Source organism: Alloprevotella sp., from assembly GCF_057240785.1.
Map to the genome: position 1 here is coordinate 13,155 of NZ_DBHHRH010000038.1, position 14,732 is coordinate 27,886.

The window sequence follows — 14,732 nt, forward strand, 5'->3', positions numbered from 1 at the left end:
CACAAATCTCACTCAATGAAGTTATTAAAAAAATATTCAGAATCTATACACAGGAGAGAGAAGAAGATACCATGTTTAACACACAACATATAACAGTTGCTACTTCTCTACTTTTTGCAGACAAGAGCAAAATAAATACTTAATTTTGTAGGCAGAAAACTTCTGTAATCATTCCTAATTTAGATAAAAATTATTTCTATCATGATAGCTCCAAAAATTGACTTTTCAGATCGCGAAGAAAGACTTTTCTTTATCCACGAACGATACAAATGCCAATATCCAGACTGCGGAGGCTGTGGATCGTGCAATCTCCCCGACGGTATGCCTGCCATCGAGATGTTTGCTGATTATATTGACGGTAAAGTTGAATATGCTACTATCGCAGCCAAATTGTGGACATAAAGATTAAGAGAAGATAACACAAAGAAAAAGGTCTTAATACAGTTAAGCAACTGAACTAAGACCTTTCTTCGTAGCGCGGCCCAGGATTGAACTGGGGACCTCATGATTATGAATCATGCGCTCTAACCAGCTGAGCTACCGCGCCAGGTATTGCTGATTTGCGAGTGCAAAAGTAGTGCATACTTATGACACTACCAAATGTTTCTTGAAAAAAAACAAAAAAAAGTTCTAAACACCCCATCTCTCAGTTTTATTTTATATAAGATGAGCACACATGGGAAAAATATGCTACTTTTGCTCATACAAAGAATTTACGATGACTATATTAAAGAAGCTCGATATGTTCATACTGAAGAAATTCCTTTGGGTTTTCTTCGGTTCCTTCTTTATCACTCTTTTTGTTTTTATGATGCAGTTCACATGGCGCTATGTGGACGAGCTTATCGGAAAGGGACTCACCGTTGACATTCTTGCCGAATTCTTTTGGTACATGGGATTATCCTTGGTACCAACCTCTCTCCCTCTTGCCATTTTGTTGGCGTCGCTCATTTCCTTCGGTAATATGGGCGAACAGTTAGAACTGCTTGCGATGAAAGCTGCAGGTGTTTCCCTGCTACGCATCATGCGACCTATACTAGTTTTAGTGGTCTTTCTAACAGGAACTTCTTTCTATTTCCAAAACAAAACAGCTCCAGAAGCGCAGCTCAAACTCCGCACTTTGCTGCTGAGCATGAAACAAACTTCTCCAGCACTGGAAATCCCCGAGGGAGTCTTCTATAATGGAATACCTAACCTAAATTTATTCGTAGAGCATAAAGAAATATCAACAGGAATGCTCTACAACTTGATGGTCTATAAGACTGATGAAGGTTTTGATAAGGCGCAAATTGTTGTAGCCGATTCTGGACGAATGGAAGTTACGGCAGATCGTATGCACCTCATATTAGATATTTGGAATGGTGAGCAATTCGAGAACCTTCAGAGCAATATGAGTGTTCTTAGTTCGCCTAACGGCACACCCTACGATCGCGAGACATTTAAATACAAAAAGTTTATCATTGATTTTGATAGCAATTTTGAAAAAATGGATGAGGAGCAGTTGCGCGGTATGGCCTCTGCAAAAAACCTCACACGTCTTCGCAACGACATCGACTCGATGGAGACACAATTAGACAGTGTGGGAAAATCATACTATGCAGAAGCAGAATCTCATTATTATAGACATCCTAAACTCAATGTTGCACAAAACAAACGTCTCAAAGTAGCCCTGGCATCACGCGGACTCAATTTCGATTCTCTTCTAGCTCATACCTCACCGGAGCGATTGCAATCGGCGCGCCAAATGGCCCAAGCTAACGCCGCTGCTTTTGCGGCTGATCTAGAATGGCGAAGCGCGGTGACCAACGATGGAGACCATTTTATCCGCACCCACTGGATTGAATGGCATCGCAAATTTACATTATCCCTAGCTTGCTTATTTTTCTTCTTCGTTGGTGCCCCTCTAGGGGCAATCATACGCAAAGGAGGCTTAGGCCTACCTACTGTGGTCAGCGTGATTATCTTCATTTTCTACTACATTATTGACACTTCAAGTATGAAAATGGCGCGCGATGGTTCGCTTAATATGACCTATGGCATGTGGATCAGTTCTGCTATCTTAGCACCTCTCGGAGCATACTTAACATACAAATCGAACAACGATAGCGTTGTGTTTAATTGGGAAACCTATCAAAACATTTTAATGCGCTTCTTCGGTTGGCGTACTCCTCGTCATCTCTTCCGCAAGGAAGTTATTATTGACACGCCAGATTATGCACGATTATCTACAGAAATTCCTAAACTGCGCGAATACTGCCGTAACTACAAAGAGCTGAAGCATCTACAAATGGCTCCTAATTATATTCGAGCCTTTTTCCGCCCACAGGTAGATAGACATGCCGAACGCATTAGTAATGAATTAGAAGCCATTGTCGAAGAGCTTTCAAATACTCGAAGTTCTCGTATCTTAAGCATTCTCAATACATTACCAGTTATTTATATTCACGCTCATACCTCACCTTTCGTAAATCGAAAGTTGAATATTCTTTGTGGCGTCATCTTCCCTATTGGATTCCTCCTATGGTTACGCATCTGGCGTTTCCGTTTTCGCTTAAACAAAGACTTAAAACGCATTGATGAAGCATTAAGCCTACTGGAGCAATATGTGAGAGAAGAAATGAAGCAGCAAGAATGTTCACCACTAGATACAATAACACCTAATAACGAATAGAAACGTTGCTCGTACTAGAGATGAGCCAACATTAAATAGATTTCTCCTTATGGATAAAAATTTCAAATTGGCAACCATTGAAGAAGCGCTGGAAGACTTCCGCGCTGGAAAGTTCGTCATCGTAGTTGATGATGAAGATCGCGAGAATGAGGGCGACCTCATCATGGCGGCCGAATTCGCCACTCCAGAATCTGTCAACTATATGCTCCGCTATGGACGCGGAGTACTGTGTACTCCTATCACTATTGAACGCTGCAACCAACTAAAACTCGATCGGCAGGTGAGTGACAATACCAGTATGCTAGGCACTCCTTTTACCATTACGATCGACAAACTTGAAGGTTGTACGACAGGTGTAAGTACTCACGACCGAGCAGCCACCATTCGCGCTTTAGCTGATCCCAAGAGTCGCCCCGAAACCTTCGGTCGCCCTGGACATATCAATCCTTTGTATGCACAAGACCGAGGCGTATTGGCGCGCGCTGGACATACCGAAGCCGCTGTTGATTTAGCACGCTTGTCTGGGTTGCAGCCTGCAGCCTGTCTTATAGAGATTCTCAACGAAGACGGAACGATGGCTCGAATGCCACAACTACAAGAGTTTGCTCAGAAAGAAGGCTTAAAGGTTATAACTATAAAAGATCTTATTTCCTACCGCTTAAAAACTGAGTGCCTCGTCGAACAAGGTGAAGAAGTGAATATGCCCACCGAATACGGCGACTTCCACCTCATCCCTTTCCGTCAAAAAAGTAACGGAAAAGAACATGTAGCACTTATCAAAGGAAAATGGGAAAAAGACGAGCCCGTTTTGGTACGTGTTCACTCATCTTGTGTCACTGGAGACATTTTCGGTTCTGAACGCTGCGATTGCGGCGAACAACTTCATCGCGCCATGCGCATGGTGGAAGAAGAGGGCAAAGGAGTCATTCTCTACCTCAATCAAGAGGGACGCGGCATCGGACTAATGGCTAAGATTGCTGCATACAAACTGCAAGAAGAAGGCTATGACACAGTAGATGCTAACATTCATTTAGGTTATGACCCTGATGAGCGAGACTACGGCGTAGGTGCACAAATCCTGCATCTCATTGGTGCGCACAAGATGCGACTTATGACGAATAATCCCGTGAAGCGCGTAGGCTTGGAAGCTTATGGATTAGAAATCGTTGAAAATGTCCCCATCGAAATTCAGCCTAACAAATATAACGAACGCTACCTCCGCACGAAGAAAGATCGTATGGGGCACAAGTTGCATTTCGAGAAATAAGCAAACGTAATTCAGCAGATTAGTAAAGTACAATTATGGATAATATGTATAACAATTTTGGAGAGGTAACAGAAACGAAAGTTGCCTTCGGCGCTCTTATGCGCAAAGTGTATCTTTGGATGACACTAGCACTTGCTATAACAGGATTAACTGCTGCTTGGGTAGCACAATCTGGCGCAATTTATCAGATTTCACAAGGTTGGTTCTTTGGTACTATCGGACTCGAGCTCTTACTCGTTATCTTTCTCTCCACGCGCATTTGGAAGATGTCATTCGCCACAGCAGGTGTCACTTTTGCTCTCTACTCCATACTCAATGGCGTTACGATGAGTTTCATCTTCTTAGCCTATGAATTCAACACTATTGCAACAACGTTCTTTATCACCGCTGGAACGTTTGGTGGAATGGCACTTCTGGGCTATATCACTAAGAAAGACTTGAGTGTCATGGGCCGTTTGTTCTATATGGCACTCATCGGACTTATCATTGCTGGCATTGTCAACCTTTTTGTAGCAAACAACACTTTCGACTGGGTTGTTTCAATCGCAGGTGTGCTCATCTTTTGTGGAATCACAGCTTGGGACTCACAGCGCATCAAAATCATGCTACAAGAAATGGGCGACGAGGAAAATGAGAATACTTTGAAATTAGCACTTATAGGAAGCTTGGAACTCTATCTTGACTTTATCAACATCTTCCTTTATCTGCTCCGCCTCTTCAAGGACAATTAAAGAAAGCTAAAAAACACAGACTATCATATCTAATCCTAATATAATGAGCGTACTATCAGATTGCGTGAACCGACTGCAGCCTAGTGCAACACTGGCTATGTCGCAAAAAAGTGCTGAACTAAAAGCACAAGGTATTGACATCATTAATATGTCTGTAGGCGAACCCGACTTCCCTACGCCGCAACACATCAAAGATGCAGCAAAGCAGGCTATTGATGATAACTGGACGAAATACTCTCCCGTGCCTGGCTATCCTGATCTGCGTAAAGCTATTTGTGACAAACTCAAAAATGAAAATGGACTGGATTACGAGCCAGCTCAGATAGTTGTGGGCAATGGTGCTAAACAAGCTGTTTGTAATGCTATTATGGCCCTTGTCAATCCTGGCGATGAAGTTATTATTCCTGCTCCCTATTGGGTAAGCTATCCGCAAATGGTACTAATGGCGGGGGGCACACCCACCTTTGTTGGCGCTACTATTGAACAAGACTTCAAGATCACTCCCGACCAACTTGAAGCTACCATTACGCCACAGACCAAAGCTATCATCCTCTGCTCACCCTGCAACCCTACGGGGTCAGTCTATAGCCAAAAGGAAATGGAAGCTTTGGCAACTGTGCTTCGTCGATATCCTCGCATTTTTGTCATTGCTGATGAAATTTATGAGCACATCAACTACAGTGGACTCCACAGCTCTTTAGCAAAATGTGAAGGCATGAAAGATCGTTGCATTGTTATCAATGGTGTGAGTAAGGCTTATGCAATGACTGGGTGGCGCATCGGTTTCTTAGCAGCAGCTCCAGAAATAGCGAAGGCCTGCTCTAAGCTTCAAGGACAATACACCAGCGGCCCATGCAGTGTGAGCCAAAAAGCAGCAGCAGTAGCTTTTTCTGGCCCACAGGATTGTGTTGAAGAAATGCGCAAGGCCTTTGAACGCCGCCGCGATCTTATCGTAAGATTGGCCAAAGAGATTCCAGGGTTTGAAGTGAATGTCCCAGAAGGAGCTTTCTATCTTTTCCCGAAATGTAGCTACTATTTTGGCAAACGCGATGGAGATTGTGTCATCAATAACTCTACCGACTTTGCGCTCTACCTTCTTGAAAAGGCACACGTAGCCACTGTTGGTGGCGATGCTTTTGGTAGTCCCGAATGCTTCCGTATGAGTTATGCCACTAGTGATGAGAATATCATTGAAGCATTGAAGCGTATCAAAGAAGCTGTAGCCCTTCTGAAATAAGAAGAAGCTTTTTAAAAAAATAGATTTTCTCAAAACTGCTGCTCACCAAGTTCTATTTTCTGAGCAGCAGTTTTTTTTCTTTTTATGTTTTAATTGGTCAAAAAGTCCGATTCCTCATTTCGTCTATAAAAAAGGTCTTAACTTTGCGGAAGTAATTTATAATAGGAAAAAAAACAGATACTTATGATTAAGCGTTGTATCGTTTCTTTGGCCATTTCTCTTCTTGTTCTTCCGTCTTTACAAGCACAGCGCACGCTTTCTTTAGAAGAATGCCGAAGGTTAGCCATAGATAATAATAAGACTTTAGCACAGAGCCGACTCAATCAAGAAGTGGCAGAATACACCCAAAAGGCAGCAAAGACCAACTATCTTCCAAAACTTTCAGCCACAGCTGGCTATATGCGTTCGGGTAAAGAGTTTTCCATTCTGAGCAAGGAACAGAAAAATGCACTCACGGGCAACGGGACTGCTCTTGTCAACGGCTTTGGACAAACGGCCCAACAACTATTGCAACAGAATCCTACCCTCGCACCGCTCATCCAACAACTTACGCCAATTCTTCAAAGTGTGGGCAATATCATTGATGGAGCCGGCCAACGGGTTGTTGATGCATTCCGAACAGATAATCGCAATATGGCAGCGGGAGCTGTGATATTAACACAGCCACTCTATATGGGTGGAAAAATTCGAGCCTACGATAAAATCACACGTTATCAGCAGGATTTAGCCAATGAAAAGCTACGCGGTGATGAGCAGGATGTCCTACTTCAAACCGACCAGGCCTATTGGCAAGTTGTTTCTTTGGCAAACAAACACAAGTTGGCCACTAGCTATCGCAACACATTAAAAAAATTGGACGATGATGTGCAGAAAATGATTCGCGAAGGCGTAGCCACAAAAGCTAATGGGCTACAAATCGCTGTAAAGCTCAACGAAGCAGAAATGCTCGTAACAAAGGTGGAAGACGGATTGGCTCTCTCGCGGATGTTACTCTGCCAACTTTGCGGTCTGCCGCTCGGAGAACAAATCACAACCGAGGATGAAACGAAGGAAGATCTAAAGGTTAGCAATGAAAATGCTACTCCCGATGTTGAAATAGCTTTCAACAACCGTCCAGAACTCTGCCAGCTGCAAACAGCACAAAACATCTACGATGAGAAAATCAATATCGTACGTTCAGAATTTCTTCCGCAAGTGGCATTGCTCGCTGGATACGGACTTACCTACCCCAATGCTTACAATAGTTTTGAAAAGAAATTTCGCGGAGACTGGCACGTTGGTATCACGCTGAAAGTACCACTTTGGAGCTGGGGAGAAGGCCGCTACAAAGTGCGTGCAGCCAAGGCAGAAGCAGCAATCACAACGCTGCGTGCCACTGAAGCTCGAGAGAAAATAGAGCTACAAGTAAAACAGGAAACATTCCGTGTGAATGAAGCCAACAAAAAGCTAATGATGGCACAAAAGAATCTAGAACAAGCCAACGAAAACCTAAGGGTAGCAACACTCGGATATAAAGAAGGTGTCATCACCATGACAGATGTTCTCTCCGCCGAAACAGCATGGTTGCAAGCACATAGTGAAAAAATCGACGCAGAAATCGACTGCAAGCTAACACAAACCAGCCTGCAGAAAGCCCTTGGTACTCTCAATTAAAACAACCGTTTATTCATCTGTAAAATCATCAATAAATATGGCTACTAATAATAAAGGAAAAGTCAATCTAATTCCTGCAATCCTCATTCTTCTTACTGTGATTGTCTTGGTGGTACTGGCAAGCCTATATGCTTTCCGCCATGAAGACGAAACGCTCGAAGGACAAGCCGATGTCACAGAATATCGAGTATCTAGTAAAGTGCCTGGCCGAATCAAGAAGTTCTATGTTGAAGAGGGGCAGTATGTTCACGCGGGCGACACATTAGCCGTCTTAGAAGCTCCTGAAGTTACGGCAAAACTAGAGCAAGCTCAAGCCGTGGAGAATGCCGCAGCAGCACAGAGTCAGAAAGCCGACAACGGAGCGCGCAAAGAGCAGATTCAAGGAGCCTACGATATGTGGCAAAAAGCCAAAGTTGGTGTTACGATTGCCGAAAAATCTTGGGCACGCGTTAAGCGTTTAGCCGACGAAGGAGTGCTCCCTGCTCAGAAGCTGGACGAAGTTACTGCACAACGTGATGCAGCCATTGCCACAGAAAAGGCGGCAAAATCGCAATATGATATGGCGGTCAACGGTGCTCGCATAGAGGACAAAGAAGCAGCACGTGCACTTGTCAACCAAGCACGCGGAGCCATTAAAGAAGTGAGCTCATACATCAAAGAAACATATCTCTTAGCGTCGGCCGATGGTGAAGTAACCGAGATTTTCCCTTCTGTAGGAGAACTTGTTGGTACGGGTGCCCCCGTTATGAATGTTGCATTAATGAACGATATGTGGATGACTTTCAATGTGAGAGAGGACAAGTTGAAACTCTTCCGCATGAACCAAACGGTCAAAGTGAATATCCCCGCGTTGAACAAAGAAGTAGAAGCCAAAGTTTTCTACATGAAAAATCTTGGCAGTTATGCCACATGGAAAGCCACAAAATCCACCGGACAGTTTGATATGAAAACTTTTGAAGTGAAGGTGCGCCCCACAAAAAAAGTTGAAGACCTACGCCCGGGTATGTCTGTACTCTTAAAATAACAATGTCATCATGAAGGAGATCATAAAAATAGCCAAACGGGAATACCAACGGATGAAGAATAACCCCATCTATTGGTTTTCCATCATCTTTGCTCCCCTTCTCTGCATTGTCTTTTTTACTACGATGATGTGGCAGGGGCTTCCCACTAACCTCCCCATCGGAATGGTAGACCAAGACAACACCACTACGACGCGAAAGATTGCACGCAACCTTGATGCGTTTCAGCAAACAGCTATCGTACAAAACTATCCTGACGTAAGTAGTGCACGACGAGCTGTACAACGTGGAGAAATTTATGCGTTCTACTATATTCCCAAAGGTACAACAGCAAAAGCCAATGCGCAGAAAATTCCCACGATCTCGTTCTACACAAATTATGCTTACCTCATAGCAGGTTCACTCGTTATGCGCGATATGCGCATGATGTCCGAATTGGCATCTGGATCGGCTGGGCGGTCGGTCCTTTATGCACGTGGTGCAACGGAACAACAGGCTCTTGCTTTCTTGCAACCCATTGTTGTTGACTCTCATGCCACCAACAACCCATGGCTCAACTACAACATCTATCTGAGCAATACAATTGTTCCAGGTATCCTAGGTATCTTCCTCTTCATGATGACTGTCTATAGTATTGGTACAGAAATCAAAGAAGGCACAGCACATGATTGGATTCTAAAAGCACGCGGAAATATGCACCTGGCTCTCATTGGAAAACTCCTGCCCAACACTCTCCTATTTCTCCTGGTGGGGTGGACCATAGTGTTCTACTTTTATGGATATATGCACTTCCCCTGCAATTCGGGAATTACCGATATGCTGATTCTCATGACGCTCTTCATCCTTAGCTGCGAAGCGCTTGGCGTTCTCATGATTACCATCCTGCCCACACTAAGAATGGGACTGAGTTTTGCTTCGCTATGGGGTGTCCTCTCGCTGAGTATCTGCGGAATGTCGTTTCCTGTCATGGCGATGCACCCTGCTCTTCAAGGCTTATCGTGGTTATTTCCTCTTCGCCACTATTTTATTCTGTATGTCAACTGCGCGCTTGATGGCTACAATCTCACAAATGCTTGGCCATACCTGGCAGCACTCGCCGGTTTTATCCTCTTATCCATCATCACAACCCCTATTTTAAAGCGCGAACTCCTAACGGTAAAATACGTACCATAACCTCTGACTCTACACTTACTCTCATTTGGTAAATGTAAAACTTATATCATTATGTCAATACTGAAGAATAGACAACAAGCCTTAGACGATTGGAATTATATCTTCAAAGCTGAATTGAAGAAAGTGTTCCAAGATAAAGGTGTGCTTATCTTCTTTATCTTAGTGCCTCTTGCATACCCACTGATCTATGCGTTCATCTATAACAACGAAGTAATCCGCGAAGTCCCTGCAGCCGTTGTCGACTACGACAATACGGCTTTATCGCGGCAGTATATTCGCAACGTAGATGCCACCCCCGATGTTCACATTGTGGCTCATTGCACGAGTATGGCCGAGGCGGAAAGGCTCATCAAGAATCGTGAGGTTTACGGCATCGTCCGTATTCCTTCTGACTTCACGCGGAATATCAACACCATGCAGCAAGCGCATGTGGGTGTGTATGCAGACATGAGCGGACTCCTCTATTATAAAGCACTGGTTTTAGCCAATACCAACGTGTCGCTGGCCATGAATGCAGACATCAAGGTACAAAGAAAACCCAGCACAACAGCAGAACAAGACAAAGTAACGCAAATGCCCATACGCTATGAACAAGTGGATCTCTACAACCCTCAAACGGGCTTTGCCTCGTTCCTCATCCCTGCCGTTCTGATCCTCGTGCTACAACAAACTCTTGTTCTAGGCGTGGGACTCTCTGCTGGAACAGACAATGAAAGTAACCGCTACCGTGAATTGCAGCCCATCAACAGCCATTTCAATGGCATGCTGCGTATCGTTTTTGGCAAAGGTTTTGCCTATTTGCTTATCTATCTCTGGAACATAGCTTTTGTGCTCGAAGTTGTACCGCGCATCTTCCATCTGCCCCAGATAGGCAATCCGTTAGACCTTTGGCTCATTGCCATTCCTTTCTTGTTGGCCATCATTTTTATGGCCATGACGATTACATTCTTGATTCGCCAACGCGAAACAGGCTTCATGCTCATCGTCTTTGCATCTGTCCCGCTGCTATTCCTCTCAGGCGTCAGCTGGCCAGGGGTAAGTATTCCCACATTTTGGAAATATGTTTCCTATCTCTTCCCCTCCACCTTTGGCGTGAATGCCTATATCAAAATCAATAGTTTAGGTGCTGAAATGGGAGATGTAAAACCCGAATGGCATGCACTATGGATACAAACTATTTGCTATTTCACCACCACTTGCATCATCTACACCCTCAACATCCGCCGCAGCCGTCATCGCTTCATTGAGATGTACCGAGAAAGGAAGAAGAGAAAACGCAGATAAAACAACATTGCTATTCTTACCAACTATCCCTCATCACATCATCTGCCTGCCTATTACCATTCCTGGTTAGCAGGCAGATTTTTTAGTATCTATATTGCTGCACAAGAGACACAACAGCTAACTTTCCTCTGAAAAACTCTATACGATCAAACTTCATCAAAGCTTTACTGATGCTTTTAAACATCATAGCGAGTTGATTACGAAACATTTGTATAAAAAACAGGAATTCTAAAGATTTGCTTCAGCTGTCTCTAAAGGAGCCATAAAAATCGAATAAAGGCACTCATAAATATCCTTATTGCGTTTGAAAATACAATAAGGCTGTCAGCTGACTTCCTTATTGCGTCAGCTGACAGCTTTATTCTATTTTTAGCTACAACAAATTACAACCTTTATAGGATACGATAAAGAAAATACATCAGCCTGCTATTCTGAGTATTTCTTCCTATTCCTACTTTCTCCCCGAATTTTCTTCTCACCTCAGCCAAACAAAATCGCGCAAATCATCGCTCATTATCTGATAAGTTGAAACTTATTATACACGAATAACTGCTTATAGAAGCTAAAAAAGACTTTTTTATTTGCAATTATATATATATATATATATTTGCAAAATAGTTATGCTAAATTCTTTCTTAACCAGAAATTCAAAATTATGAAACGTATCTCTTTCGTTCTTTTACTTGTTTTCACACCTATTCTTTGCCTTTATGCACAGAATGGAGAAATAACAGGTAGAATCCGTGATCTCATCACAGAGAATAGCATCGATTCTACAGCAGTGACACTGCTGAGAACTGACAGCAGCAGAGTGGGAGCCACTTATGCAATAACAGAGCTCAGCTATACGGAAATAGATGGGAAACCGATTAGGGATAGGAATCCGAAGGATGGAGCAATGTTCATATTAAAAGTTCCGAAGCCAGGCCGCTACATTCTGCGTTGCATGGCCGTGGGCTACAAAACAATGTACTTCCCCATCCACGTGAAATACACATCTGCAAAAACAAAATACGATGTGGGTGACTTCTATTTGCAGGAATCTTTTGTACAATTGGGAGAGGCTGTAGTGAAAGGTACCAAAATACGCATGTTCTACAAAGGTGATACGCTTGTGTATAATGCCTCTGCTTTCCAACTTCCTGACGGCTCTATGCTTAATGATCTTGTTGCTCAACTACCTGGAGCAGAAATACGCGATGGCAACATTTACGTCAATGGGCGCTTAGTTGAAAATCTGCTATTAGGAGGAAAAGACTTTTTCAACGGCAATCCTCGTGCAGCTCTGGCGAGCTTACCCGCCTACGTGGCAAAGAACGTGAAAGTGTACACGAAGAAAGGCGAAAAGAGCAGTATGATGGGGAGCTCGATGGGAGACGAGCAATTTGTGATGGATGTACATTTGAAACGGAAGTATATAGGCACTTATATAGGTCAATTGGTGGCAGGATACGGAACAAAAGATCGCTATCAGGCAGGATTTAATCTAATGAAATTCAACGACTGCCAAAGTTTTAGCTTAGCTGGAGACTTCAATAATCGCAGCCAACAGTTTCAATATGCAAGAGATGGGGAGAGAGGGAATGCAGAAAAGAGCGGAAAACACCGCAGAAACTATCTGACTTTCAATTACCAATATGAGCCTAACGGAAAGATTCGTTTCACAATGGGTGCAGACTACCATGACAATGCGGTGCATAATGATGAAGGGTCGAGCCGAGAGAATTTCCTTTCAGGAGGTAATACGTTTATTCGCACGTCCAATGTGTCCTACATTGACAATATGTCGGTGGCAGGCCGAACTCGTCTGACGCTTCGTCCACGCAAGAATCAATTCTACGAAATCAAATATTCCATCAACTACCTGAAAAATCACGGATATAATCACATCCGGACGGCCAACTACAACGCAAATCCTTTGGAGAAAGACTTCTACGCGTTAATGGACAGTACGTTTTCGAGACTTAGCACCAACGTGTTCCTTCAGTCCATCTTGCTCAGCCGCCTTCAAAACGGGGTGCACTTCGATAGCAAAAAACTCAACCATCAGGCCTCTTTCTTGATGCACAATGCCTTTGGAGGGAATTTACTGAATGTTGAGGGCGAGTTTGCTGCCACTAATCAAGATGGACATCGTTATGACTTATATAATCTGCGCTACAGTCGCCCCACACCTCAAACGGATTTCCGAAATCGGTATGTGGCATCACAAACTGACACCTACCACTATTTAGGGAAAATTTCTTACGATTGGAAATATAGGCAGACAGAAAAGGCCGATGGACTTTTAACCCCTTACTACAGCTTTGCGTACGATAAAAACTGTAACAACAACCCTCTTTATCGCCTTGACCTCTTAGGTGGGACATGGGGAAACTTCGATACGTCTGTATTGGGAGTACTGCCTTCCAACGCTACAGATTTGGAACAGGTACTGAGTAGTGCCGACAGCTATTGGGGCAATCTTAGACAAAAGAAGCATCTGCTGGGTGCAAACTGGCAACACGAGCTAAAGCTTGCCAATAGACGATGGTTGAAATTCAACGTTACAGCAGAAACGGGATATTTGGACAGTCAGTACAATTATTGGCGCTACGGAAACAAATATCCAGCCACACGCCATTCTTGGCTTCCTTCTCCTTCGGTCAGACTGACATATAACCCCATCGCGGAGGATCGTGGAGGAAGAGGCACAAATTGGGTATTGTCTGCGTCAAGTCGCAAAGAGCAAGTCAACCTTTATCATCTTATCGACATTACTGATGCAGCAGATCCGCTGAATGTGTCCAAAGGTAACTCGCAACTACATGACACATGGATAAACAATGTTTCATTGCAGCACATGCGCCGTTTCTACAAGACAAATACGAATCTCTATAATGGAATTTCCTTCAATTTCTTGAAAAACGCTGTAGAAATCTCCACCATCTATGATCGGACAAAAGGTGTACGCACAACACAGCCCGTCAATGTCGATGGAAACTGGAATGCAGGCTTCAACTTTATAGTAAACACACCATTAGACAAGGATCAGAGATGGATTATCTTTTACATGGCAAGCATAAACGCCTATCACAGTGCAGACTTAAGTTATACCACAACAGGCAGTCACAACGAGAAATACAATGTGGACAGATTGGATTGGTCAACAGGAGTTTTACTACAAAGTCATCCCACAGCTTGGCTGAATCTCTCTAGTTCTTTCACTGCTTTCATGAATAATATCAGAGGCTCCCGCCCACAATTCGAAAAGATTCATACCACCACATTACTCTACGGCCTTCAGGCAATTGTGAACCTACCTGCCAAGTTCATTCTGTATGCGAACTGCGACATCTCTTCACGCTTTGGTTATAACGACGCATCGCTCAACGAAACGCGTGCAAACATCGAGACAAGTCTGGAGCGCTCTATCAAGAATTTCACTTTAAAGTTCCAAGCTTGCGATCTCTTAGCTCGTAATCTCTACACTACTAATTCTATCGACGCACAAGGTCGCACCGAAAGCTTTGCAACAACAATACCCCGCTATTTCCTCTTCTCATTGACATGGAGATTTAACAAAGTAGCCAACCGAAAATAATATAAATGCAAACTCTTTTATTGCTCTTATAGAGCTATCCGAGGGATAAAACAAAACTGCCACTTATCTGAAAAAAGATAAGTGGCAGTTAGAATTATAAGTAGTAGGTAA

At 43.5% G+C, this 14,732-nt stretch carries 10 protein-coding genes and 1 tRNA gene; 10 read left to right on the top strand and 1 reads right to left on the bottom strand.

Features of this window, described 5'->3' with window-relative positions:
• The first annotated feature begins 201 nt into the window (after positions 1-201).
• A complete protein-coding gene (locus ACO4R2_RS09115) occupies positions 202-402 on the top strand; it encodes a hypothetical protein (RefSeq protein ID WP_183694266.1) in 201 nt (66 codons plus the stop codon).
• 71 nt (positions 403-473) lie between these two features.
• On the opposite strand, the gene ACO4R2_RS09120 is transcribed toward ACO4R2_RS09115, so the two are convergent.
• Positions 474-547, bottom strand: a tRNA-Met gene (locus ACO4R2_RS09120).
• Between the two features lie 171 nt (positions 548-718).
• On the opposite strand from ACO4R2_RS09120, the gene ACO4R2_RS09125 reads away from it, so the two are divergent.
• From ACO4R2_RS09125 to ACO4R2_RS09165, 9 genes are all read left to right on the top strand, one after another.
• The gene (locus tag ACO4R2_RS09125) at positions 719-2,671 is read left to right on the top strand and encodes an LptF/LptG family permease (RefSeq protein ID WP_484769977.1); all 1,953 of its coding nucleotides are present in this window, start codon (positions 719-721) and stop codon (positions 2,669-2,671) included.
• Between the two features lie 49 nt (positions 2,672-2,720).
• Entirely contained in the window at positions 2,721-3,938 is a 1,218-nt protein-coding gene (locus ACO4R2_RS09130) for a bifunctional 3,4-dihydroxy-2-butanone-4-phosphate synthase/GTP cyclohydrolase II (protein ID WP_484769978.1), read from the top strand.
• A gap of 35 nt (positions 3,939-3,973) precedes the next feature.
• A complete protein-coding gene (locus ACO4R2_RS09135; protein WP_347719065.1) occupies positions 3,974-4,669 on the top strand; it encodes a Bax inhibitor-1/YccA family protein in 696 nt (231 codons plus the stop codon).
• Between the two features lie 43 nt (positions 4,670-4,712).
• Positions 4,713-5,906 carry a pyridoxal phosphate-dependent aminotransferase gene (locus ACO4R2_RS09140; RefSeq protein ID WP_484769979.1) on the top strand — a complete coding sequence of 398 codons (1,194 nt, stop codon included), beginning with the start codon at positions 4,713-4,715 and terminating at the stop codon, positions 5,904-5,906.
• A gap of 183 nt (positions 5,907-6,089) precedes the next feature.
• The gene (locus tag ACO4R2_RS09145; RefSeq protein WP_484769980.1) at positions 6,090-7,559 is read left to right on the top strand and encodes a TolC family protein; all 1,470 of its coding nucleotides are present in this window, start codon (positions 6,090-6,092) and stop codon (positions 7,557-7,559) included.
• A 37-nt stretch (positions 7,560-7,596) separates the two neighbouring features.
• The gene (locus ACO4R2_RS09150) at positions 7,597-8,583 is read left to right on the top strand and encodes an HlyD family secretion protein (RefSeq protein ID WP_484769981.1); all 987 of its coding nucleotides are present in this window, start codon (positions 7,597-7,599) and stop codon (positions 8,581-8,583) included.
• A 10-nt stretch (positions 8,584-8,593) separates the two neighbouring features.
• Positions 8,594-9,754, top strand: coding sequence for an ABC transporter permease (locus tag ACO4R2_RS09155; protein WP_347719062.1), 1,161 nt, complete (start codon positions 8,594-8,596; stop codon positions 9,752-9,754).
• A gap of 51 nt (positions 9,755-9,805) precedes the next feature.
• Complete coding sequence (locus ACO4R2_RS09160; protein WP_484769982.1) at positions 9,806-11,038, top strand: ABC transporter permease; 1,233 nt, start codon at positions 9,806-9,808, stop codon at positions 11,036-11,038.
• Between the two features lie 655 nt (positions 11,039-11,693).
• On the top strand, positions 11,694-14,621 hold the full coding sequence (locus ACO4R2_RS09165; RefSeq protein ID WP_484769983.1) for an outer membrane beta-barrel protein: 2,928 nt from the start codon (positions 11,694-11,696) through the stop codon (positions 14,619-14,621).
• Positions 14,622-14,732 lie beyond the last annotated feature (111 nt).

Coding starts and splice junctions, on each gene's coding strand:
- ACO4R2_RS09115 (WP_183694266.1), top strand. CDS start 202: ATGATAGCTCCAAAAATTGACTTTTCAGATCGCGAAGAAAGACTTTTC.
- ACO4R2_RS09125 (WP_484769977.1), top strand. CDS start 719: ATGACTATATTAAAGAAGCTCGATATGTTCATACTGAAGAAATTCCTT.
- ACO4R2_RS09130 (WP_484769978.1), top strand. CDS start 2,721: ATGGATAAAAATTTCAAATTGGCAACCATTGAAGAAGCGCTGGAAGAC.
- ACO4R2_RS09135 (WP_347719065.1), top strand. CDS start 3,974: ATGGATAATATGTATAACAATTTTGGAGAGGTAACAGAAACGAAAGTT.
- ACO4R2_RS09140 (WP_484769979.1), top strand. CDS start 4,713: ATGAGCGTACTATCAGATTGCGTGAACCGACTGCAGCCTAGTGCAACA.
- ACO4R2_RS09145 (WP_484769980.1), top strand. CDS start 6,090: ATGATTAAGCGTTGTATCGTTTCTTTGGCCATTTCTCTTCTTGTTCTT.
- ACO4R2_RS09150 (WP_484769981.1), top strand. CDS start 7,597: ATGGCTACTAATAATAAAGGAAAAGTCAATCTAATTCCTGCAATCCTC.
- ACO4R2_RS09155 (WP_347719062.1), top strand. CDS start 8,594: ATGAAGGAGATCATAAAAATAGCCAAACGGGAATACCAACGGATGAAG.
- ACO4R2_RS09160 (WP_484769982.1), top strand. CDS start 9,806: ATGTCAATACTGAAGAATAGACAACAAGCCTTAGACGATTGGAATTAT.
- ACO4R2_RS09165 (WP_484769983.1), top strand. CDS start 11,694: ATGAAACGTATCTCTTTCGTTCTTTTACTTGTTTTCACACCTATTCTT.